Here is a 20,670-nt window from a genome sequence, read left to right as displayed (position 1 = left end):
CGATGAGCAGTACGACGGACACCCCTCCCGGCGCCACTGAGGAGCGCGACCTCGGCGCGGCGGGCGCCCAGCTCTCCACCGCACCGGCGGAGGAGACCGCGCAACCGGTCCCCGGCTCGTTCGGCGGGGTCCGCGCTCCCGGCCGGCGCGGCGCGGTCGCCTGGTGGGGCCGGGAGATCACCGGCTGGCTGCGCTGGATGTGGCGGCAGCTCACCTCCATGCGGGTCGCGCTCTTCCTGCTCTTCCTGCTGTCGCTCGCCGCGATTCCCGGCTCGCTGATCCCGCAGACCAGCGTGGACCGGGTCAAGGTGGCGGACTGGCAGAAGGCGCACAGCTCGATCACGCCGCTCTACGAGAGGCTCGGCCTCTTCCACGTCTACAGCTCGCCGTGGTTCTCGGCGATCTACATCCTGCTCTTCACCTCCCTCGCGGGCTGCATCGTCCCGCGCAGCTGGCAGTTCGTCGGCCAGCTCCGCTCCAAGCCGCCGGCCGCGCCCCGCAATCTGACCAGGCTGCCCGCGTACGCGACCTGGCGCACCGACGCCGCGCCCGAGAAGGTGCTGCAGAGCGCACAAAGGGTGCTGCGGGGGCGTAGATTCCGTACGCAGATCGTCGGGACGGCAGTCGCTTCCGAGAAGGGCTTCCTGCGCGAGGCCGGCAATCTGCTCTTCCACATCGCCCTGTTCGGACTGCTGGTCTCCTTCGGCGTCGGGCAGCTGTGGAAGGCCGAGGGCGGCAAACTGATCGTCGAGGGTGACGGATTCTCCAACACGCTCACGCAGTACGACGACTTCTCGCCCGGCACCTTCTACGGTGCCAAGGACCTGAACCCGTTCGGCTTCACCCTGGACGGCTTCACCGCCTCCTACGCCCGCAGCGGCTCGGACAAGGGCACCCCGCGGACCTTCCGCGCCAACATCCACTACTGGAACGGCACCAACGGCACGGAGCACAAGTCCTCGATCGAGGTCAACAAGCCGCTGGACATCGAAGGCTCCAAGGTCTATCTGATCGGGCACGGCTACGCGCCGGTCGTCACCGTCAAGGACGGCCAGGGCAACGTCGTCTACCAGGGGCCGGTCGCGTTCCTGCCGCAGGACAGCAACCTCACCTCGGTGGGGGTGGTGAAGGTGCCGGACGCCAAGGCCAAGAACGGCACGAAGGACCAGTTCGGCTTCACCGGCATCTTCACCCCCACCTTCGCGCTGAACAACACACAGGGACCGCACTCCTCCTTCCCGGCCCTGGACTACCCGGCGCTGATCCTGACCGCGTACCACGGTGACCTCGGCCTGGATTCCGGGATCGCCCAGAACGTGTACCAGCTCGACACCACTCACATGAAGCAGTTCAAGGACGCGAAGGGCAACATCGTCAGCAAGGCGATGAAGCCCGGCGAGACCCTGACGCTGCCGAACGGTGCGGGGTCGCTCACCTTCGAGGGCGTCAAGACCTGGGCCAGCTTCCAGATCTCCCACCAGGCCGCCACCGGCTGGGCGCTCGCGAGCGTGGTCACCATGATCCTGGGCCTCATCGGCTCGCTCTTCATCCAGCGCCGCCGGGTGTGGATTCGAACCACCGTGGGCCGCGACGGCGTCACGGTGGTGGAGCTGGCCGGGCTCGGACGCAGCGAGTCCGCGCGGATCGCGGACGAGCTCGGCGACCTCGTGGACGTACTGGCCTCGCAGACAGCACCACCTGTGGCGGAGCCCGAGCCCGCGGCGGAATCCGAGCCGGACCTTGGACAAGCCAAGCCTGAACAAGCCAAGCCTGAACAAGCCAAGCCCGAGCAAGCCGAACCCGAGCAAGCCGAACCCGAACAAGCCAACCCCGAACAAGCCAACCCCGAGCAAGCCCAGCCCGAGTCCGATGACGAAGGAGCGCGCGCGTGACCATCGCTGCAGCGGTCAATGAGAACGCGGCAAATCTCAGCAACTACCTCATCTATTCGGCGATGACCGTCTATACGCTCGCCTTCCTGGCGCACATCGCCGAGTGGACCTTCGGCAGCCGCAGCAAGGTAGCCACGACCTCCGCCGCGCTGGTGAAGGAAGCCGCCGCCCCGGTGGCGACGGTGAAGGTCGCCCAGCGTGTCGGCGGCACCGCCGTCATCGAGCGCCCCAAGGTCATCACCCGAGCTTCCACCAGCGACCGCGGAATCGCCGACGGCCCCGGCGCAGCCGGTACCGACGAGCAGGGCGACATGTACGGGCGGATCGCGATCTCGCTCACAGTGCTGGCCTGGGCGCTGCATGTCGGCGGGGTCGTGGCCCGTGCGGTCTCGGTGGGGCGTGCCCCCTGGGGCAACATGTACGAGTTCTCCACGACCTTCGGCGCGACAGTGGTCACCGCCTACCTCGTACTGCTGCTGCTCGGCAAGAAGGTCCGCTGGATCGGGCTTTTCCTCACCACCGCGGTGCTGCTCGATCTCGGCCTGGCCGTCTCCGTCCTCTACACCGCCAGCGACCAGCTGGTTCCGGCCCTGCACTCCTACTGGCTGTGGATCCACGTCTCCTGCGCGATCATCTCCGGCGCGCTGTTCTTCCTGGGCGCCGTCTCCACCTTCCTCTTCCTCTTCCGCGACCGGTACGAGGTCGCGCTCACCGAGGGCAGGGTCACGGACCCCCGCTGGGCGAACATCATGTCCCGGCTGCCCGCCGCCGCGAGCCTCGACAAGTTCTCCTACCGCGTCAACGCGGCGGTCTTCCCGCTGTGGACCTTCACGATCGTCGCCGGCGCCATCTGGGCCGAGGCCGCCTGGGGCCGTTACTGGGGCTGGGACCCCAAGGAGACCTGGTCCTTCATCACCTGGGTGATCTACGCCTGCTACCTGCACGCTCGCGCCACGGCCGGGTGGAAGGGCCGCAAGGCGGCGTACCTGGCGCTGCTCGCCTTCGCGTGCTTCATCTTCAACTACTACGGCGTCAACATCTTCATCACCGGCAAGCACTCGTACGCGGGCGTCTGATTGTCATCCGCCGCCCTCGCGCCGCTTCGCGGGCTTCGGACGGCTGCGCCGGACTCCGCCCGTCGTGCCAGAGCGCCCGCCAGGGCCTCACCCTCCCGGGCGGCCCCAGCCGTGGCGGGGCCCGGCACGTACGGCCTGGGCGGCTGTCTCAGCGGGGCCGGCGGCGCCCCTTCTCCTGACACGGCGGGGTCTGGGCGGCGCCGGGGAAGACAGTGGGACGGAGGGTAGCGACGGCTGCCTGGGCACGGACCAGCTGGGCGATGGTGTCCTGGGGCAGCAAGGGAGGGGCCTGGGCAGGGCGGCGGAAGCCGAAGGCGGAGGTGAGGTCGCCGAAGGTGCTGCGGCGCCAGGCGCTGATGTTGGGCTCCCGGACGCCGGTCCAGCGCTCCAGGAACTGGAGTACGGAGGTGTGGTCGAAGGCGTCGCGGGCGACCCAGCCACCGACCGTCCACGGGGAGACGATGATGCAAGGCACGCGGTAGCCGGCGCCGATGGGCAGGCCGCCGATGAACTCGTCCGGGGTGCCGGCCGGGGGCACGAGTGGCGGGACGTGGTCGAAGAGGCCGTCGTTCTCGTCGTAGTTGAGGATGAAGGCGGTCTTGCCCCAGACAGCGGGATTCGAGGCGATGGCCTCGATCTTCTGGGCGACGAAGTCGGCGCCCGCCGCCGGAAGGTAGTTCGGGTGCTCCGACTGGTGGCTGGGTGGGATGATCCATGAGACGGCCGGCAACCGATCGGCCCGGGCGTCGTACTCGAAGGTGCCCTCCGGGCCGGTGGCCATGCCGCGGTCGTACAGCGGTTCGCCCGGCTTCGCGTTCTGGAACTGCTGGAATTCCTCCAGCAGATTGCACCGGTAGTTGTCCGCCTGCTGATAGACCTTCCAGCTGACGCCGACCGCCTGGAGCCGCTCCGCGTAGGTCGTCCAGCGGTAGGGGGACGGGGCCTTGTTGGAGATGACCGGGCCTCCCAGGGCGCCCGCGGGGTCGATGGTGCCGGTCATCCAGTACAGACGGTTGGACCAGGTCGGGCCGAAGACCGAGCAGAAGTAGTTGTCGCAGATGGTGAAGGACTCGGCCAGCGCGAACTGGAACGGGATGTCCTCGCGGGTGTAATAGCCCATCACGTAGGGACCGTTTACCCCGTCCGCCGCGCGGTGGGCCGGCAGCCAGTGGTCCATCGCGCCGCCGTTCCAGGCCTGGTGCTGCACCGTCCAGGAGTGGCTGGTGGAGGGGATGGACTGTGAGCTGGTGGTACGCGTGTCGAGGTGGAACGGCAGCAGGTAGCCGTCGGGATTGACGGTGTCCGGCTGGTAGAAGACGGACCGGCCGGTGGAGAGCGTCAGCGCGTTCGGGTCGGAGAAGCCGCGTACACCGCTGAGGGTCCCGAAGTAGTGATCGAAGGAACGGTTCTCCTGCATGAGCAGGACGACATGCTTGATGTCGCCCAGCGAGCTGAGGGGGGCGGGTCCGGCGGCCGCCGCCCGCCGGACGCTTGGCGGCAGCAGCGACAGCGCCGCAGCGCCGCCGACCGTGCCGGCCGCCGTGCCGAGGAGTCTGCGTCGGGTCGTGTCGGGCATGGTTGTCCCTCTCCCTTGAGTCGCATAAGGCCTCGTTGGGCCACATACGACTCTGCGGGAGCACTACCGACAGGGCAGAGACGACTTGCGTGAGCAATACACCATTCGGCGGCAAAGAGCCCGCTTCCGGGCACGGCCCTGGTGCCACCGGCCAGCCGGCAGCGACCCTGCCACCGGACAGGCCTTAGAGGCCGCGCGAGTAGGTGGGGCGGCGTCGCGTGCCGAGCTGTGACATCAGCCGACTCCGTCGGCGGGGGCGCCTGGAAGTGTTGCCGTCGGTGTCGGTCGACGACGCTCCGCGTCGCCTCACTCCTCCGCCTTGCCAGACTTGCACCTCGCCACGCTCCTTCACCCACCCCACCTATTCGCGCGGCCCCTTAGCCCGCCGTGATCGAGTCCAGCTTCGCGCGGAGGTAGGTGTGCGAGTCCACCGGCTCGTACGCCACCTGGCCGGCCGGGGCGGGGACCGACTCGACGACGGTGCCCGTGTCGCACTCGTAGAAGTAGACGAGCGACATCAGCTCCTCGGCGGGCACGTCCGCCGGTGGCGGCAGCACCCGGTGCCGGCCCGAGCGCCAGCGGTCGCCGGTCCAGCGTGCCATCAGATCGCCGATGTTGATGGTGAACGCCTCCGGGTCGTACGGGGCGTCCTCCCAGCCGCCCTCGTCGGTGAAGACCTGGAGCCCGCCCTTGCCCGCCTGGCGGTCCAGGACGGTGACCGTGCCGAAGTCGGTGTGCGGGCCGATCCGGAACTGGCCCGGTTCGGGGGTGCCGACGGTGTCCGTGCCCGGATACCAGTTGATGTTGAAGCCCCAGGTGGGGTGAGCGGTGTGCCGGGTGAAGAAGTCCGCCGACTCGCCGAGGGCGACGCCGAGGAGTTCCAGAAGCTGATCGGAGAGGGCACGCATCTGGGCGAGATACGCCGTCACCAGGGGTTGGAGAGCGGGGATTTCGTCCGGCCAGACATTGGGCCGGAACCACTCCGCGTCCGTGTCCGGGTCGCCGGTCGGCTCGTCCGCCGCGAAGCTCCACGATTCCTTCAGATCGGGCGGCGTCTCGATGCCGTCCGCATACGCGTTCGCCTCCGCGCCCGGCCCGAGCCAGCCCCGGCCGCCGACCTTCACGGAGTACGGCTCCTTGACGATGGCCGGGAGACGGAAGAAGGTGCGGGCGGCATCCCGGATGCCGCTGCGCAGGGCGGGGTCGACGCCATGGCCGGTGACCAGCAGGAACCCGGCGGTGCGCAGGGCGTCGTCGACGGTGGCGGCGATACCGGCGCGGGCCTCGGGGTCGCCGGACAGCCAGGGGGCGAGGTCGAGGGTGGGGATGCGGGTGCGCTGCGCTTGCTCCGGGTTTGTCATACGCCGATATCCTCGTTCCACAGCTCGGGGCGGGCCTTGATGAAGTCCGTCATCAGGGTGACGCACTCCTGGTCGCCCAGCAGCACGATCTCCACTCCGTTCTCGGCGAGCCAGTCATGGCCCCCGTGGAAGGTCTCCGCCTCGCCGATCAGCACCCGCGAGATCCCGAACTGGCGGATCAGCCCGCTGCAGTACCAGCACGGCGACAGGGTCGTCACCATCGTCGTACCCCGGTAGGCGCGCTGGCGGCCGGCGGCGCGGAAGGCGGAGGTCTCGCCGTGCGCGGAGGGGTCCCCGTCCTGCACGCGGCGGTTGTGGCCGCGGCCCAGCACGGTACCTTCGGCGCTGTACAGCGCGGCCCCGATGGGGATGCCGCCCTCGGCCAGACCGGCCCTGGCCTCGGCGACGGCTGTCGCCAGCATGGCGGATGCGTCGAGCGCGTCGATGTCCATACGGACTACTCTCCCGGCCCGGAAACACCCTGGCAACGTGCGGAAAGTACTTTCCGGACGGCCCGACACCGGACGGAATGTCTTGGTCCCGTGCCCCGGGAGGTTGGTTCGCATGGCTGCTTTTCCCCTCCTCACTCTCGGCGAGATCCTGGCCCTGGACGTCGTCGGCGGGGCCGGGCCCGAAGTGCTCGCGGGCGAGTACGTCCCCGGACCGGCCGGTCCGGTGGGTGCACTCCAGCGAGATCTACGAGATCGGGCCACTGCTCTCCGGCGGCGAGCTGCTCCTCACCACCGGCCTCGGACTCGCCGGGGCGGACCCCGGCGCCCGTCGGCACTGGGTGCGCCAGCTGGCCGCGCGTGACGTCGCGGGCGTCGCCTTCGAGATCGGGCGCTCACTGCCGGACGTCCCCGCCGAGGTGGGGACGGGCGGGAGCTGCTTCGGGCGGCGGAGCCGACCGCGGTGCCGAGAACGAGGGCGGCGGCGGCCTGCCAGAAGCTGAGGCCGAGGACGGAGATGACACCGATATAGGCGGTGGCGAACTCGATGTTCGGCGAGGACCAGGTCCACAGGAGGTGGACGGGGCTGGCGTGCCGTTCGGCGAGCGGGATGGGCTCGGCCCCCGTCGCTTCGACGGCGATCACCTTGTAGCCGTACGCGGGGGGCCTGGCTGAAGGGGCGCAATGTCCGTAGCGGGGGGCGGGGCGGCGTACAGCTTGTAGGGGGTGGGGCGTTAGGGAGTGTCGGTGCCGCCCGGGTCCTGATCCCGTCGGCGCGTTTGCGCCTCGCCGAGGGACTTGAGGAACTCCGGGTTGTCGTCCGGGGGGATCCACGGTCCGGCGGGGGCGCTGATCGTGGCTGGGGCGCCCTGCCACTTGCCCGCGACGAGCCAGCCGAGGGGGAAAAACGGGATGATCAGCAGCCAGACCGCCCTGGGCAGCCCGCGGATCTCTTCCGCGGGAGCGCTGAGGCAGTCGATGAACGCGTAGATCACCAGTGCCAGCATCAGGAGGTAGGGAAAATACCTGAGCATCTTGGAGGCGCCCCCCTGCTTGAGGTGGCCCGGGCCGTCGGCGGGGCCCGGTGATGGGTCCAGGGTAGTGGGTGCCCGATACTGGCATGTATGGCTTACGACGATCTTCGCTCGTTCCTGAGGGCCCTGGAGAGAGACGGCGACCTCAAGCGCATCAAGGCCGAGGTCGACCCCTACCTCGAAGTCGGCGAGATCACCGACCGGGTGAACAAGGCGGGCGGTCCGGCGCTGCTGTTCGAGAACGTGCGCGGATCGGCGATGCCGCTGGCGATGAATGTCTACGGGACCGACCGCCGGCTGCTGAAGGCGCTGGGGCTGAAGAGCTACGGGGACATCAGCGACCGGATCGGCGGACTGCTGAAGCCGGAGTTGCCGCACGGCTTCGTGGGGGTGCGGGAGGCCTTCGGGAAACTCGCCGGGATGACGCATGTGCCGCCGAGGAAGGTGAAGGACGCCCCTGTCCAGGAGGTGGTGCTGCAGGGGGACGACGTTGATCTCGACCAGCTCCCGGCGCTCTTCACCTGGCCGGAGGACGGCGGTTCCTTCTTCAACCTGGGGCTGACGCACACGAAGGATCCCGACTCCGGGGTGCGGAACCTCGGGCTCTACCGGTTGCAGCGGCACGACCGCCGGACCATCGGCATGCACTGGCAGATCCACAAGGACAGCCGCAACCACTACAAGGTCGCGGAACGGCGGGGCGAGCGGCTGCCGGTGGCCATCGCCTTCGGTTGTCCGCCGGCTGTCACGTACGCCTCCACGGCGCCGCTGCCGGGGGACATCGACGAGTATCTGTTCGCCGGCTTCGTCCAGGGCAAGCGGGTGGAGATGGTGGACTGCAAGACGGTGCCCCTTCAGGTGCCCGCGCAGGCGGAGGTCGTCCTCGAGGGGTGGCTGGAGCCCGGCAAGATGCTCCCGGAGGGCCCCTTCGGGGACCACACGGGGTTCTACACTCCGCAGGAGCCGTTCCCGGCGCTGACCATCGACTGTGTGACGATGCGGAAGCGTCCGCTGCTGCAGTCGATCGTGGTCGGCCGCCCGCCGACGGAGGACGGCCCGCTGGGCCGGGCGACTGAACGGTTCTTCCTGCCGCTGCTGAAGATCATCGTGCCGGACATCGTGGACTACCACCTGCCGGAGGCGGGCGGGTTCCACAACTGCGCGATCGTCTCGATCGAGAAGAAGTACCCGAAGCACGCGCAGAAGGTCATGCATGCGATCTGGGGCGCGCACATGATGTCGCTCACCAAGCTGATCGTGGTCGTAGACGCGGATTGCGATGTGCACGATCTGCACGAGGTCGCCTGGCGGGCCCTGGGGAACACGGACTACGCCCGTGATCTGACGGTGGTGGAAGGGCCGGTGGACCATCTGGACCACTCCTCCTACCAGCAGTTCTGGGGTGGCAAGGCCGGCATCGACGCGACGGAGAAGCTGCCCGAGGAGGGCTACACGCGGGACGGCGGCTGGCCGAACATGGTCGTCCCGGACCCGGAGACGGCGGCGAAGGTCGACGCCCGCTGGAAGGAGTACGGCCTGTGAGCGCTGATTCCCTGATCCCCGATCTCTTCGGGCCCGAGCCCCGGCCGGGCAAGGTCAAAGCCTTCCTGCGGCTGGTGATGATCGAGCACTCGGTCTTCGCTCTCCCCTTCGCCTATATCGCCGCGCTCAGCGCGATGTTCGCGGAGGACCGCACCGTCCACTGGTGGCGGCTCTTCCTCGTGACGGTGGCCATGGTGGGCCTGCGCACCTTCGCCATGGCCTGCAACCGCATCATCGACCGCGAGATCGACGCCCGTAATCCGCGCACGGCGAACCGCGAGATAGTGACCGGCGCGGTCTCGGTGCGCTCCGCCTGGACCGGTGCGCTGGTCGCGGTCGTGGTCTTCCTCGGTGCGGCCGCGATGCTCAACCCGCTGTGCCTGGCGCTCGCGCCGATAGCGGTCATCCCGATGGTGGTCTATCCGTACGGCAAGCGGTTCACGAACTTCCCGCACGCGATTCTGGGCCTGGCCCAGGCCATGGGCCCGATCGGCGCCTGGCTGGCCGTCACCGGCAGCTGGTCCTGGGACGCCGTGATCCTGGGGCTGGCGGTGGGCATCTGGATCGGCGGATTCGACCTGATCTTCGGATCCCAGGATGTCGCGGCCGACCGCGCCCACGGGGTGAAGTCCGTTCCGGCGCGCTTCGGTATCACGGCGGCGCTCTACGGTGCCCGCGCGTGCCATGCGGTGACGGTGGTGCTGCTCGCCTGGTACGGGGCCGCTGTCGGCGCCGGTGTGTTCTGGTGGGTGGGGCTGGCGATTGTCGTGGCGGCCTTCCTGTACGAGCACAGCATCGTCAGGCCGGGTGACCTGTCCCGGCTCAACCGGGCGTTCTTCAGCGTCAATGGTTTCATCGGTATTGCCCTGTTCGTGTGTGCCCTGCTGGACCTGGCGGTGCGTGGCCTCGGCGTATGAGTACGGTTTCGGCCTACCATCGAGAGCATGGACAGGGAGGCCGATGTGACAGTCACCGAGCTCCACCGCGTGCACTCGCAGCTCAGTCGCTTCGAGGACATGTTCCCGGGCTATCGGGTCGAGATTGTCGAGGGCAACATCGTGATGAGTCCAGTACGGCCATTCCACGCGCGCACCATTCGCCTTCTGTGGAACCAGCTGGAACCTCAGCTGTCGGATGAGTGGGGCATCATCAGCGATGTCGCTATGCCGTTCAGCGACGAATTCGAGCTGTGCCCGGATCTTGCCGTGATCCCCGCCGCCGAGGAGAGCCGGAATCTGAGCGCCTACGCCCCGGACCTGGTGGAAGTCGTCATCGAGGTGGTGTCTCCGAGCAGCGTCCGCAACGACTACGAGGTCAAGGACAAGCGGTACGCGGCCCAGGGCATCGCCAACTACCTGATCTTCGATCCTACCAAGGGCCGCTGCAGCACCCTGTGGAACCCTGGCCCTGATGGTTACCTGGGACGGGACACGATTCCGTACGGCAAGACCGTGACCGTGGACACGACCGTCGGAGAGCTGAGTTTCGACACCGATCAGCTGCCGGTCGACCCCGGCGTCAGCGTATGAGCCCGTCCTCCGGGCGCTCGCGGAGGAGGAAGGCCGCGGCGACGCCGCCTATGAGGCCGAAGAGGTGGCCCTGCCAGGAGACGCCCTGGGCGGTGGGCAGGACGCCCCACAAGATGGAGCCGTAGAGGGCGGCGATGATCAGGCCGACGGCGATGTCGAGCGGGCGGCGGTCGACGAAGCCGCGGACCAGCAGATAGCCGAAGAGGCCGAAGACGACGCCGGAGGCGCCGGCGGTGTTGGTGTGGGCGGGCGCGACGAGCCAGACGCCGAAGCCGCTGGTGAGGGTGATGACAAAGGCGACGCCGAGGAAGCGGCGTATGCCGCGCAGCGCCGCGATGAAGCCGAGGACCAGGAGCGGGACGCTGTTGGCGGCGACATGGTCGAAACCGAAGTGGATGAAGGCGGCCGGGATGATGTCACGCAGCTCGCCGATCTCGCGCGGCACGATGCCGAAGGTGTCGAGTGCGTGGTTGGAGGCCAGGTCGATCGCTTCGATGAGCCAGAGCAGGCCGACCCAGGCCAGCATGAGCCCTGCTGCCGCTCTGACCCGGGCAGCCGGGCCCAGAACGTTTCTCGGTCGTGCGGCCGTGGAATCGCCCGCGATGGGTTTGTACGCCACCGAATCCCCCCTTCGGTCGTTGTGTACCTACGGTAGACAACGCCACTGACATTCGGGGCGGTTCCCCGGCAGCCCAGCACAAACGCCGGGCTGGCTGGGGGTGTTGCCGGGCTGGACGGGCTCATTTTGAGCCCGTCCAGCGCTTGAGGACCACCGGACACGGCTAGTTCAGGCCGCTGAGGCCCAGGCCCTTCAGACTGGTGGAGCTGCTGCCGGTCATCAGCTGCATCATGGCGCCCATGATGTCCTGCGGGTTGAGCGTGGTGGCGCCGGCCGGGGCCTTGACGGCCTGGACGTCGGTGGCGAAGCCGATGGTCAGCGGCAGCTTGCCCTTGGCGTTCTTGTCGAACGTCGCCAGGTCGACGGTGACGCTGGAAAGCGTCCCGTTCTTGACGGCCAGGTCCAGGACGATGTCCTTGGCCGGGGCGTTCTTCTGCAGGTCGGAGGGCGAGAAGCCCTTGGGGAGCTGCTTCTGCAGAGGCTTGAGCCCCTGGACGAGCGCGGCGGCAGCCTTGTCGGCGGGGATGGTGACCGAGACGTGGTCGGCCCCGTTACGGCTGCCGGTGTCCTTGAACTTCGCGCTGTCGCCGATGGCCTTCTTGACCGCGTCGGCGACCTGCTGCTGGGTCTTGGCGTCGAGGGTGCTCGTGCTGGGTGCGGGGGTGTTCACACCCATGGTCTTCGCGAATTCCTGGAAGGACTTCAGGTCGATGGTGATCCACTTGCCACCGATGAGGTCCTTGACGGACTGGTACGAGGACGGCAGCTTGCCGGCCGCGGTGACCATCGACTGGAACTGCTTGATGTCCTGGCTGCTGCCACCGCCCACTGACATCAGCTTTTTGAGGTCGGCTCTGACGTAGAACTTCTGGCCGACGCTGCGGAATTCGAGCAGATCCTTCTGGCTGCCGAGGGACAACTGGAAGGCCACGGAGCGTGTTTTCGAGTCCTTCAGCGGCTTCGTCGAGCTCATGGAGACGGACACGTCGAGCCCGGCGAGGGTCTTCGCGTCATCCTGGGTGAAGCCCTTCTCACCCTTGAGCGCGGTCCAGATCTGCTGCTGGGTCGCGTCCAGACCGAGGCTCGTGGTGACGGCCTTCTGCTCGCCGAGCTTGTCGACGGCACGCTGGACCTTGACACCGGCGCTTATCTGCTGGGCGGTGCCGCACGCGGTCGCGGCGGTGGCTATGAAGGCGATACAGCCGGCGGAGGCCACGCCCTTGCGGAAGGTATTGATGACATGCTCCTGATTGAAATAGAGTTCGGATAAGTATGACTACGGGGATGGCCAAAAGGTTGCACCAGGCCAGGCCGGATAGGCTCGTCATTTATGGACGACAGCGAGCGCAGGCCCTGGATCGTCGGGGTCTCCGGGGCCTCCGGGACCCCGTACGCCGCGGCGGTGCTGAGGGCGCTGCTGCACGCCGGCGAGGCGGTGGACCTGGTGGTCAGCAGGGCCGCGCGGCTGACGGTCCTGGACGAGACCGGCCGGCCCTTCCGGGACGCGCACCGGCGCGAGGACCTGCGGGCGTGGCTGGCCCGCGGCGCCGACGGGACGGACGGGCGCTTCGAGACGGACCTGGCCAATGTGCGGTTCTGGGCCGCGGGGGACCTGGCGGCGGGGCCGAGTTCGGGCTCGTACCCCGTGAAGGGGATGCTGATCGTGCCCGCCAGTACCGCGTGCGTCGCGGGGGTCGCGCTGGGGCTGTCGAAGGACCTGCTCCAGCGGGCGGCGAGTGTGACGCTGAAGGAGCGGCGGCCGCTGGTCGTCGCCGTACGGGAGACTCCGCTGAGCGGGCAGACGCTGAAACACCTGGTGGCGCTGGACGAGGCGGGAGCCGTGGTGCTGCCCGCGTCGCCCGCCTTCTACGCGGGGGCCACCCACATCCAGGATCTGGTGGACTTCGTGGCGGGGCGGGCATTGGACGCTGTGCGCGTGCCGCACAAGCTCTACCAGCGGTGGGAGGGGGAACTGGGCGGGGGACGCGGCATCAAGGCAGAGTGATGCAAGTGATGCGCAGGGCGCATGACCGTTCATGCCTTAGATTCTTGTTCTGACAGCGTGGTCGCGGGATGAATGGAAGGGTCCAGGATTGATGGACGCGGTGGACAGACAGCTCATCCAGGCGCTACGTGAGAACGGCCGGGCCTCGTATGCCGAGCTGGGCCGGTTGGTGGGGCTCTCCGGGCCCAGCGTGACCGACCGGATCAACCGTCTGGAGCAAGCCGGGGTGATTACCGGTTACCGGGCCACGGTCGCCCCCGCGGCGCTCGGGCTGGGAGTGACCGCCCTGGTCGGACTGCAGCTCAGCGACGCCGCGGACCACGAGGAGGTGGCGCGGCGGCTCCAGGACCTCGACGAGATCGAGGACTGCTGGTTCATCGCGGGCGACGACTCCTACATGCTCAAGGTCCGGATCGGGGACGTGGACAGCCTGGAGCGCACCATTCGCCGGCTGTCAGGCACCAAGGGCGTGGCCCGCACCCGCACCACGGTCGTGCTCTCCACGAAGTGGGAGAACCGGGTCGGCGAGCTGCCGGAAGTTCCTTAGGCGTACTCTCGATCGGGGTCTGGATCGGGTCGATTTGTTACGAGGAGGCGGCATGGACGCGGGGCTCAAGCGTGAGCTGGAGGAGAAGGTCTACGCCGGCGAGCGGCTCTCCCGGGAGGACGGGGTCACGCTGTACGAGTCCGACGACCTCGCCTGGCTCGGCGGTCTCGCACACCATGTGCGCACGCAGAAGAACGGTGACGTCGTTCATTTCAACGTCAACCGGCACCTGAACATGACCAACGTGTGCACGGCCTCGTGCGCCTACTGCTCGTTCCAGCGCAAGCCGGGTGAGAAGGACGCGTACACGATGCGCATCGAGGAGGCCGTCCGCCTCGCCAAGGCGATGGAGGGCGACAACCTCACCGAGCTGCACATCGTCAACGGCCTGCACCCGACGCTGCCCTGGCGCTACTACCCGCGCTCGCTCAAGGCCCTGAAGGAAGCGCTGCCGAGCGTCTCATTGAAGGCCTTCACCGCGACCGAGATCCACCACTTCGAGACGATCTCCGGGCTTTCCGCCTCCGAGATCCTCGACGAACTGATGGACGCAGGGCTGGAGTCACTGACGGGCGGCGGCGCCGAGATCTTCGACTGGGAGGTCCGGCAGCACATCGTCGATCACCGGACCCACTGGGAGGACTGGTCCCGGATCCACCGCCTCGCGCACGAGAAGGGGCTGAAAACCCCCGCCACCATGCTCTACGGGCACATCGAGGAGCCCCGGCACCGGGTGGACCATGTGCTGCGGCTGCGCGAGCTCCAGGACGAGACCGGCGGCTTCCAGGTCTTCATCCCGCTGCGCTACCAGCACGACTTCGTGGACATGAAGGACGGCAAGGTCCGCAACCGGCTCCAGGCCCGCACCACCATGGCGTCCGGCGCGGAGGCGCTCAAGACCTTCGCGGTCTCACGGCTGCTGTTCGACAACGTGCCGCACGTCAAGGTCTTCTGGGTGATGCACGGCCTCGCCACGGCGCAACTGGCGCTGAACCACGGGGCGGACGACATGGACGGATCCGTCGTCGAGTACAAGATCACGCACGATGCGGACGATTTCGGTACGCCGAACAAGCTCACACGGGACGACATTCTCGACCTGATCCGCGATGCGGGGTTCCGTCCGGTCGAGCGCAACACGCGGTACGAGACGCTCCGCGAGTACCCGGGCCCCGACGCGGCGCGCCGGGAGGCCCCGCAGCCCATGCGCCTTTGACCAACCGGGGGCTCCGCCCCCTACGCCCTGCGGGCGTGGGGGCCCCCCAGGTCCTCAAATGCCGGACGGGCTGGAATTGTCAGCGCGTTGTGGGCAGGCGTGCCGCAGAGCCGAGCGAAGTGAGATGGGGGCACCTCCTGGGGGCACCTCCCGGCCGAAGGCTGGGGGAGGTAGCTGGGGGAGGGTGGGCACAACGCCGACCACCGGCCCGCACAAGCCAGCAACCCGGGGCCCGGGGCAGAGCCCCCGGAGCCGCCCCGGAAAGGCAGGCGCAGCGCCCCCACGCGCAACACGCCTGCCTCCCCGGGGCGGCTCCGGGATGCGGAACCGCCGGAAGGTCCCTAATCGCCGACCGCGGCGAGGCGGTGCCGGGTACGGGCGGTGTGGGCGACCTCGTCCAGGAAAGCGACGGCACGGTCGGAAGTGCCGGGCTCCAGCCAGTCTCTCACGCCCTCGTGCACAACGATCTCGACACCGGTGCCCTCCAGGACGGTGGGGAGGGTGCGGCGGCCGACGGATCGTACGGGGCTCCGCCCAGAAATGGCAGCGCCGCCTCCACCACGGAGTCGGGATCCACACCGACGCCTCGGAAGACGGTACGGAAACGGTCGGCGTCGAAGGTGCTATTGGCCAGCATGATGTCCGATCCGGCCCGGTTGAGCAGGCCGTCCCAGGCCAGGCCCAGGGCATGGATCAGCGAAACGGTGAGCCCGCCCGCGGTGGCGAAGACCACCAGATCGGCAGCGGCAAGCTCGGGGTCGTCGACCAGGTCGCCTGGGGAAAGCCCTTCCGGACCGGGGCTGCGCCCGGTCTGACAGTTGGGGGATGTCCCGGTGTCGCGGGAGTGGACCGAAGTTACGAACAGGTCATGAATGCACCATGAGATTGTCGTAAGCCCTGAGTGAGGGGACAGCTCTGGCTCATCATAAAATGACCTATATGTCAATGGACTTCGCGCTCGACCCTGAGATGAACGTTGAACGTCACGAAGAGCTCGTTCGGTTGTGGACCGATGTGAGCAACGCGGGCGGTGCGGTGGGTTTTGTGCCCCCGGTGACCTCCGCGGATATACGGCCCCAGGCCGACGAGCACCTGGCCGCAGTTGCCGAAGGCCGCTTCCGCATGCTTGCCGCGTTGCAGGGCGGCAAACTTGTAGGCACCGCCTTCTTCTCCTTCAACACCCACCGCCTCATGAGGCACTGGGCCTGGCTGGTCACGGTCATGGTCCACCCGTCCCTCCAGGGCAGGGGATACGGAGCCGAGTTGCTCCGCGCGGCCGAGCGCCGCGGCCGGGAGTTCGGTCTCGCGGGCATCAGGCTCGGCTGCCGCAGCGGGCTCGGTCTGGAGCGCTTCTACGCCTCCGCCGGCTACAAGGAGGTCGGCCGGGTGCCCGCCGCGATCCGCGTCTCCCCAGGTGACGACCGTGACGACGTCACGATGTGGCTCCCCCTGGTCTGAGTGTCCCGGGGCCGTGCTTCACTGGGAGGGCAGCACATCTCGTACAGGAACGAAAGAGGAAACGTCGTGAGCCGGAAGCTGAGCTGGAAGCCGAGTCCCATGCTCCGCTACACCCTGCTTCGCCTCGCCCTCTTCGTCGGCTCCTTCGCCGTCATCTGGGGCCTGGTCTATCTGCGGGTCGTCCCCGCCGGCCTTGGCAAGTCCAATCTGCTGTGGGTCATGCTGCTCGCCCTCGTGATCACCGCGCCGCTCAGCTACGTACTGCTGCGCGGCGCCCGTAACGAGGCCGCCGCCCACATCTCGCAGCGCGTCGAGAACACCCGGCGCAACCTCGCCGCCAACCGCTCCCAGGAGGACGCGGCGGACGACGCCACGCGCGCCGCGCAGGGCTGACCGGTATGCGTGCCGGGGCCGTGCTGCTCCTGGCCGTCGGCGGTTGCCGGCTTCTGGCCGAGGGCATCCGCGGGAACGCGACGGCGGCGGTCCTGGCGGATGCCGGGCTCGTAGTGCTCTGTCCGGCACAGGCGTTGCGGATGTTCGCGGCCGACCAGTCCTAGGGCCCGCACCCGCACGATGCCGCCGTCGCACAGTCGCATACGGGGCGGATGAGGAGGTGCGAGGCCATTGGCCGCATCCCTACTCTGAAGTAAATTACGGACCCGTAAGGTTACTCGCGCGTCATATCGTGGCCAAGGAGTATGCCCATGGGCAGCCCGCAAGCCGTCGAGGCCGTCGAAGTGGTCGAACCCGAGAAGGCCATGGAGGGCGGCAGAGTCGTGCAGGCGCTGGTGGCGCCCTTTGTGCGGCCGGTGACCAGCGGCAGCCTCGCCGACATACCCTTCGCCAACGCCGCCGAGGCCCCGGACGAGCCGGTGCTCAGCCGCCAGGACGCGCAGGGCGACTGGCACGACATCACGGCCGCCGCGTTTCGTGACCAGGTCATGGCCGTCGCCAAGGGCCTGATCGCGTTCGGCCTCCAGTCCGGCGAGCGGCTCGCGATCATGGCCCGTACGACCTACGAGTGGACGCTGCTGGATTTCGCGGCCTGGGCCGCCGGCCTGATCACCGTCCCCATATACCCGACCTCCTCCGCGTCCCAGGCCGGCTGGATCCTCGAGGACTCCGGGGCGGCGGCCTGCGCCGTGGAAAGCGTCGAGCAGACCCGCCTCATCAGCGCTCAGCGCCGTGAGCTGACGGGGCTGCGCCATCTCTGGCAGATCGACGCCGGGGCCGTCGAGCAGCTCATCGCCGCGGGCCGCGACCTGCCGAACGTCGTCGTCCAGGGCCGCCGGAGCCTGCTTGGCCCGGCGGGCATCGCCACCCTCGTCTACACCTCGGGCACCACCGGCCGCCCCAAGGGCTGCGTCCTCACCCACGGCAACTTCTTCTCCGAGGTCGACAACGCGATCGAGATGCTCTACCCGGTGTTCAAGGGGAGCACGGACGAGCCCGCGTCCACCCTGCTCTTCCTCCCCCTCTCCCATGTCTTCGGCCGCATGGTCGCCATCGGCTGCCTGCGCGCCCGGGTACGGCTCGGCCACGCCCCCAGCATCGCCACGGAGGACCTGCTCGCCGACCTCGCCGGCTTCCGGCCGACCTTCCTGCTGGCCATCCCGTACGTCCTGGAGAAGGTCTTCAACACCGGCCGCGCCACCGCCGAATCCATGGGCCGCGCCTCCTCCTTCGACCGCGCCGCGAGCATCGCCAGACAGTACGGCGAAGCCCTCGTAGCCCGCCGCAACAGCGGCACCGGCCGGGTCACCTCCCTCAAGTCCTTCAGACTCAAAGCCGCGCACCGGCTCTACGAGCCGCTGGTCTACCGCCGCATCCGCGCCGCCCTCGGCGGCCGGGTGCGCCACGTCATCTGCGGTGGCTCGCCCCTCGGCCGCAGCCTCGCCGCCTTCTACACCGGCATCGGCGTCGAGATCTTCGAGGGCTACGGCCTGACGGAGACCACCGCCGCCGCCACCGTCACCCCGCCGCTGCGGCCCCGGCTCGGCACCGTCGGCTGGCCGTTGCCCGGCACCGCCGTCCGTATCGCGCCCGACGGAGAGGTGCTGATCAGCGGCGGCCAGGTCTTCACCGGCTACTGGAACTCCTCCGTCGGCGCCGAGCCGGCCCTCCACCAGGGCTGGTTCGCCACCGGCGACATCGGAGAGCTCGACGAGGACGGCTACCTCACCATCACCGGCCGCAAGAAGGAAATGATCATCACCGCCGGCGGCAAGAACGTCGCCCCCGCACCCCTGGAGGACCGGCTCCGCGCCCACCCCCTCGTCGGCCAGTGCATGGTCGTCGGCGAGCACCGCTCCTACGTCGCTGCCCTCGTCACCCTGGACCCCGACGGCCTCAGCCACTGGAAGCGCATCCACCACAAGGAATCCGCCCGCCGCGCCGCCCTCGCCGAGGACCCCGAACTCCTCGCCGACATCCAGCACGCCGTCGACGACGCCAACGCCACGGTGTCGCGGGCGGAGTCCATCCGCCGCTTCGCGGTTCTGCCGGTCGACCTCACCGAGGCCGACGGCCACCTCACCCCGTCCATGAAGCTACGACGCTCCGCTGTGGCTGCCGACTTCGCCAAGGAGATCGAGGCCCTCTACACCAAGCCCTGACTGCGAACGCCGCCGGGCGGCCTGGAAAACGGCGCGCCCCGGGCTGCCCGCGCCGGGGCGGCCCGGCGGCGAGCGAAAGGCAGGAGCCCCGCACCGGTCGGGTGCAGGGCTCCTTGGGTGTTACAAGTCGATCGCGAATGCCAGACCCGAGGGGATTAGTTCGGGGTGACGTTCTCCGCCTGCGGGCCCTTCGGGCCCTGCGTGACGTCGAAGCTCACCGGCTGGTTCTCCTCAAGGGAGCGGAAGCCGGAGGCGTTGATCGCGGAGTAGTGGACGAAGACGTCGGGTCCGCCGCCGTCCTGGGCGATGAAGCCGAAGCCCTTTTCGGCGTTGAACCACTTGACGGTTCCGGTAGCCATAAGCCCTCCTTGGGCCAAAGGGTTGCCCTGCTCCAGAACCTACCCTGCGAACTGCAAGAAGTCTGAAAACTACAAAAGCCTGCGGGTCACATGCTCCGCAGGCTCTGTACTGCAAGGGAAACCAAACTGCAACTTGCGACGACAGTAGCACGCGAGATCGGCGACGGGGAAGAGGTGCAAGATCCGTTTTCTGCGCGGTCGCGGCGGAGCTGACGGACAGGTGTCAAAAAGGGGACGGCGGGCAGGCCGGGGCATGTATGGGCAGCCCCACCGGAAGATCCATGCCGGGCGCCGGTAGCCTCCTGATGTGGATAAATCTGCGCGTGACACTCATGGCACCGACAGCAGGCTGACCCGCCCCCGGGTGGGCCACATCCAGTTCCTCAACTGTGTGCCTCTCTATTGGGGACTCGCCCGAACGGGGACACTGCTCGACGTCGAATTGACCAAGGACACCCCCGAGAAGCTCAGCGCCCAGCTGGTCCGCGGTGACCTGGACATCGGCCCCATCACGCTCATGGAGTACCTGCGACACGCCGACGAGCTGATCGCCCTCCCCGACATCGCGGTCGGCTGCGACGGGCCGGTGATGTCATGCGTGATCGTCAGCCAGCTCCCGCTGGACCGGCTCGACGGGGAACGCGTCGCACTCGGATCCACCAGTCGTACATCCGTACGCCTCGCACAGCTGCTGCTCACCGAGCAGTACGGCGTCACCCCCGACTACTACACGTGCCCGCCCGACCTCGCGCTGATGATGCAGGAGGCGCAGGCCGCCGTCCTGATCGGGGACGCCGCGCTGCGGGCCTCACTGCACGACGCGCCCAGACTCGGCCTCGAGGTCCACGATCTGGGGCTGATGTGGAAGGAGTGGACCGGGCTGCCGTTCGTCTTCGCCGTCTGGGCCGCCCGCCGGGACTTCCTCGCCGCCCGCCCCGACGCCGTACACAACGTGCACAAGGCGTTCCTCGCCTCCCGCGACCTCTCACTGGAGGAAGTGGCGAAGGTCGCCGAGCAGGCCGCCCGCTGGGAGGCCTTCGACGAGGAACTGCTCCGCCGCTACTTCACGACCCTGGACTTCTCCCTCGGCCCGGACCAGCTCACCGGCATCGCCGAGTTCGCCCGCCGGGTGGGCTTCCCGCCGGCGGCCAAGGTCGAGCTGCTGGCGCCATAGGGCACGGTGGGGCGCCCGCAGCCGCCCCACCTATTGACGCGGCCTCTGATCGATGCGGCCTCTGAGCCGGTCGATGCGGCCTTTGAGCCGGCCCGTCATGGAGCCGCGTGGAAGCAACACCCACCGGCCGGCAATTCCGAGGGCCACCTCGCAAAGCCGGGCCGCCGAACCCCTGGCGTACGCTGAGCAGGTCCACTTGCGTCCCCCCGGAAGGAACA

Annotated in this window: 22 protein-coding genes; 14 read left to right on the top strand and 8 right to left on the bottom strand. The window is 68.6% G+C overall.

From position 1 onward, the window contains the following. The first annotated feature begins 2 nt into the window (after positions 1–2). Positions 3–1,892, top strand: a complete 1,890-nt coding sequence (locus tag FCI23_RS03615) for a cytochrome c biogenesis protein ResB (RefSeq protein WP_136721951.1) — start codon at positions 3–5, stop codon at positions 1,890–1,892. Then, positions 1,889–2,968: a c-type cytochrome biogenesis protein CcsB gene (ccsB, locus tag FCI23_RS03610; protein ID WP_136721950.1), complete on the top strand. Its 1,080-nt coding sequence runs from the start codon at positions 1,889–1,891 to the stop codon at positions 2,966–2,968. The genes FCI23_RS03615 and ccsB overlap by 4 nt, the downstream gene beginning before the upstream one ends. A gap of 148 nt (positions 2,969–3,116) precedes the next feature. Here the strand turns inward: ccsB and FCI23_RS03605 are convergent, their stop codons facing one another. The 3 genes from FCI23_RS03605 to FCI23_RS03595 form a co-directional block, all read right to left on the bottom strand. Then, the gene (locus FCI23_RS03605; RefSeq protein WP_136721949.1) at positions 3,117–4,544 is read right to left on the bottom strand and encodes an alkaline phosphatase family protein; all 1,428 of its coding nucleotides are present in this window, start codon (positions 4,542–4,544) and stop codon (positions 3,117–3,119) included. Between the two features lie 377 nt (positions 4,545–4,921). After that, the gene (locus FCI23_RS03600) at positions 4,922–5,905 is read right to left on the bottom strand and encodes an isopenicillin N synthase family dioxygenase (protein ID WP_136721948.1); all 984 of its coding nucleotides are present in this window, start codon (positions 5,903–5,905) and stop codon (positions 4,922–4,924) included. Next, positions 5,902–6,357, bottom strand: a complete 456-nt coding sequence (locus FCI23_RS03595) for a nucleoside deaminase (protein ID WP_136721947.1) — start codon at positions 6,355–6,357, stop codon at positions 5,902–5,904. The genes FCI23_RS03600 and FCI23_RS03595 overlap by 4 nt, the downstream gene beginning before the upstream one ends. 227 nt (positions 6,358–6,584) lie before the next feature. On the opposite strand from FCI23_RS03595, the gene FCI23_RS63555 reads away from it, so the two are divergent. Continuing rightward, positions 6,585–6,857 (top strand): PucR family transcriptional regulator ligand-binding domain-containing protein, encoded by a 273-nt coding sequence (locus tag FCI23_RS63555; RefSeq protein WP_407645920.1) that lies wholly within the window; start codon positions 6,585–6,587, stop codon positions 6,855–6,857. A gap of 231 nt (positions 6,858–7,088) precedes the next feature. Here FCI23_RS63555 and FCI23_RS03580 read toward each other — a convergent pair whose 3' ends face one another. Further along, complete coding sequence (locus FCI23_RS03580; RefSeq protein ID WP_136721945.1) at positions 7,089–7,388, bottom strand: hypothetical protein; 300 nt, start codon at positions 7,386–7,388, stop codon at positions 7,089–7,091. A 90-nt stretch (positions 7,389–7,478) separates the two neighbouring features. Here FCI23_RS03580 and FCI23_RS03575 point away from each other — a divergent pair, with 90 nt between their 5' ends. From FCI23_RS03575 to FCI23_RS03565, 3 genes are read left to right on the top strand one after another with little or no spacing between them, the layout of a single operon-like run. Then, entirely contained in the window at positions 7,479–8,930 is a 1,452-nt protein-coding gene (locus FCI23_RS03575) for a menaquinone biosynthesis decarboxylase (protein WP_136721944.1), read from the top strand. Continuing rightward, positions 8,927–9,847, top strand: coding sequence for a menaquinone biosynthesis prenyltransferase MqnP (gene mqnP / locus FCI23_RS03570; protein WP_136721943.1), 921 nt, complete (start codon positions 8,927–8,929; stop codon positions 9,845–9,847). Before FCI23_RS03575 ends, mqnP begins: the two co-directional genes overlap by 4 nt. Positions 9,848–9,874: 27 nt before the next feature. Next, positions 9,875–10,459: a Uma2 family endonuclease gene (locus FCI23_RS03565; protein WP_246143263.1), complete on the top strand. Its 585-nt coding sequence runs from the start codon at positions 9,875–9,877 to the stop codon at positions 10,457–10,459. Here the strand turns inward: FCI23_RS03565 and FCI23_RS03560 are convergent. Further along, on the bottom strand, positions 10,449–10,985 hold the full coding sequence (locus tag FCI23_RS03560; protein WP_136721942.1) for a rhomboid family intramembrane serine protease: 537 nt from the start codon (positions 10,983–10,985) through the stop codon (positions 10,449–10,451). The two genes, FCI23_RS03565 and FCI23_RS03560, sit on opposite strands and share 11 nt — an antisense overlap. Positions 10,986–11,241: 256 nt before the next feature. Continuing rightward, on the bottom strand, positions 11,242–12,294 hold the full coding sequence (locus FCI23_RS03555; protein ID WP_136721941.1) for a hypothetical protein: 1,053 nt from the start codon (positions 12,292–12,294) through the stop codon (positions 11,242–11,244). Positions 12,295–12,408: 114 nt separating this feature from the next. Here FCI23_RS03555 and FCI23_RS03550 point away from each other — a divergent pair, with 114 nt between their 5' ends. From FCI23_RS03550 to mqnE, 3 genes are all read left to right on the top strand, one after another. Next, on the top strand, positions 12,409–13,083 hold the full coding sequence (locus tag FCI23_RS03550) for a UbiX family flavin prenyltransferase (RefSeq protein WP_136721940.1): 675 nt from the start codon (positions 12,409–12,411) through the stop codon (positions 13,081–13,083). A gap of 91 nt (positions 13,084–13,174) precedes the next feature. Beyond that, positions 13,175–13,630, top strand: coding sequence for an Lrp/AsnC family transcriptional regulator (locus FCI23_RS03545; protein WP_136721939.1), 456 nt, complete (start codon positions 13,175–13,177; stop codon positions 13,628–13,630). Positions 13,631–13,682: 52 nt separating this feature from the next. Continuing rightward, positions 13,683–14,846, top strand: a complete 1,164-nt coding sequence (gene mqnE / locus FCI23_RS03540; protein WP_136721938.1) for an aminofutalosine synthase MqnE — start codon at positions 13,683–13,685, stop codon at positions 14,844–14,846. Positions 14,847–15,291: 445 nt separating this feature from the next. Here mqnE and FCI23_RS03535 read toward each other — a convergent pair whose 3' ends face one another. Next, positions 15,292–15,579, bottom strand: a complete 288-nt coding sequence (locus tag FCI23_RS03535; protein WP_136721937.1) for a DUF6716 putative glycosyltransferase — start codon at positions 15,577–15,579, stop codon at positions 15,292–15,294. Between the two features lie 206 nt (positions 15,580–15,785). Between FCI23_RS03535 and FCI23_RS03530 the strand changes: the two genes are divergently transcribed. From FCI23_RS03530 to FCI23_RS03520, 4 genes are all read left to right on the top strand, one after another. Continuing rightward, positions 15,786–16,304, top strand: a complete 519-nt coding sequence (locus FCI23_RS03530; RefSeq protein ID WP_136721936.1) for a GNAT family N-acetyltransferase — start codon at positions 15,786–15,788, stop codon at positions 16,302–16,304. A gap of 66 nt (positions 16,305–16,370) precedes the next feature. Further along, positions 16,371–16,697 (top strand): DUF4229 domain-containing protein, encoded by a 327-nt coding sequence (locus FCI23_RS03525; RefSeq protein ID WP_322973791.1) that lies wholly within the window; start codon positions 16,371–16,373, stop codon positions 16,695–16,697. 5 nt (positions 16,698–16,702) lie between these two features. Further along, positions 16,703–16,861, top strand: coding sequence for a hypothetical protein (locus tag FCI23_RS56125; protein ID WP_169316667.1), 159 nt, complete (start codon positions 16,703–16,705; stop codon positions 16,859–16,861). A gap of 147 nt (positions 16,862–17,008) precedes the next feature. Next, entirely contained in the window at positions 17,009–18,919 is a 1,911-nt protein-coding gene (locus FCI23_RS03520) for an AMP-dependent synthetase/ligase (protein ID WP_136721935.1), read from the top strand. A gap of 155 nt (positions 18,920–19,074) precedes the next feature. Here FCI23_RS03520 and FCI23_RS03515 read toward each other — a convergent pair whose 3' ends face one another. Then, a complete protein-coding gene (locus FCI23_RS03515; protein ID WP_136721934.1) occupies positions 19,075–19,278 on the bottom strand; it encodes a cold-shock protein in 204 nt (67 codons plus the stop codon). Positions 19,279–19,585: 307 nt separating this feature from the next. Between FCI23_RS03515 and FCI23_RS03510 the strand changes: the two genes are divergently transcribed. Continuing rightward, a complete protein-coding gene (locus tag FCI23_RS03510) occupies positions 19,586–20,452 on the top strand; it encodes a menaquinone biosynthetic enzyme MqnA/MqnD family protein (protein ID WP_136721933.1) in 867 nt (288 codons plus the stop codon). Positions 20,453–20,670 lie beyond the last annotated feature (218 nt).

It is taken from the genome of Actinacidiphila oryziradicis (assembly GCF_005047355.1).
GTDB lineage: Bacteria > Actinomycetota > Actinomycetes > Streptomycetales > Streptomycetaceae > Actinacidiphila > Actinacidiphila oryziradicis.
Note: the sequence above shows the minus strand (reverse complement) of the source record. Positions and strands in the feature narration are given on the sequence as shown.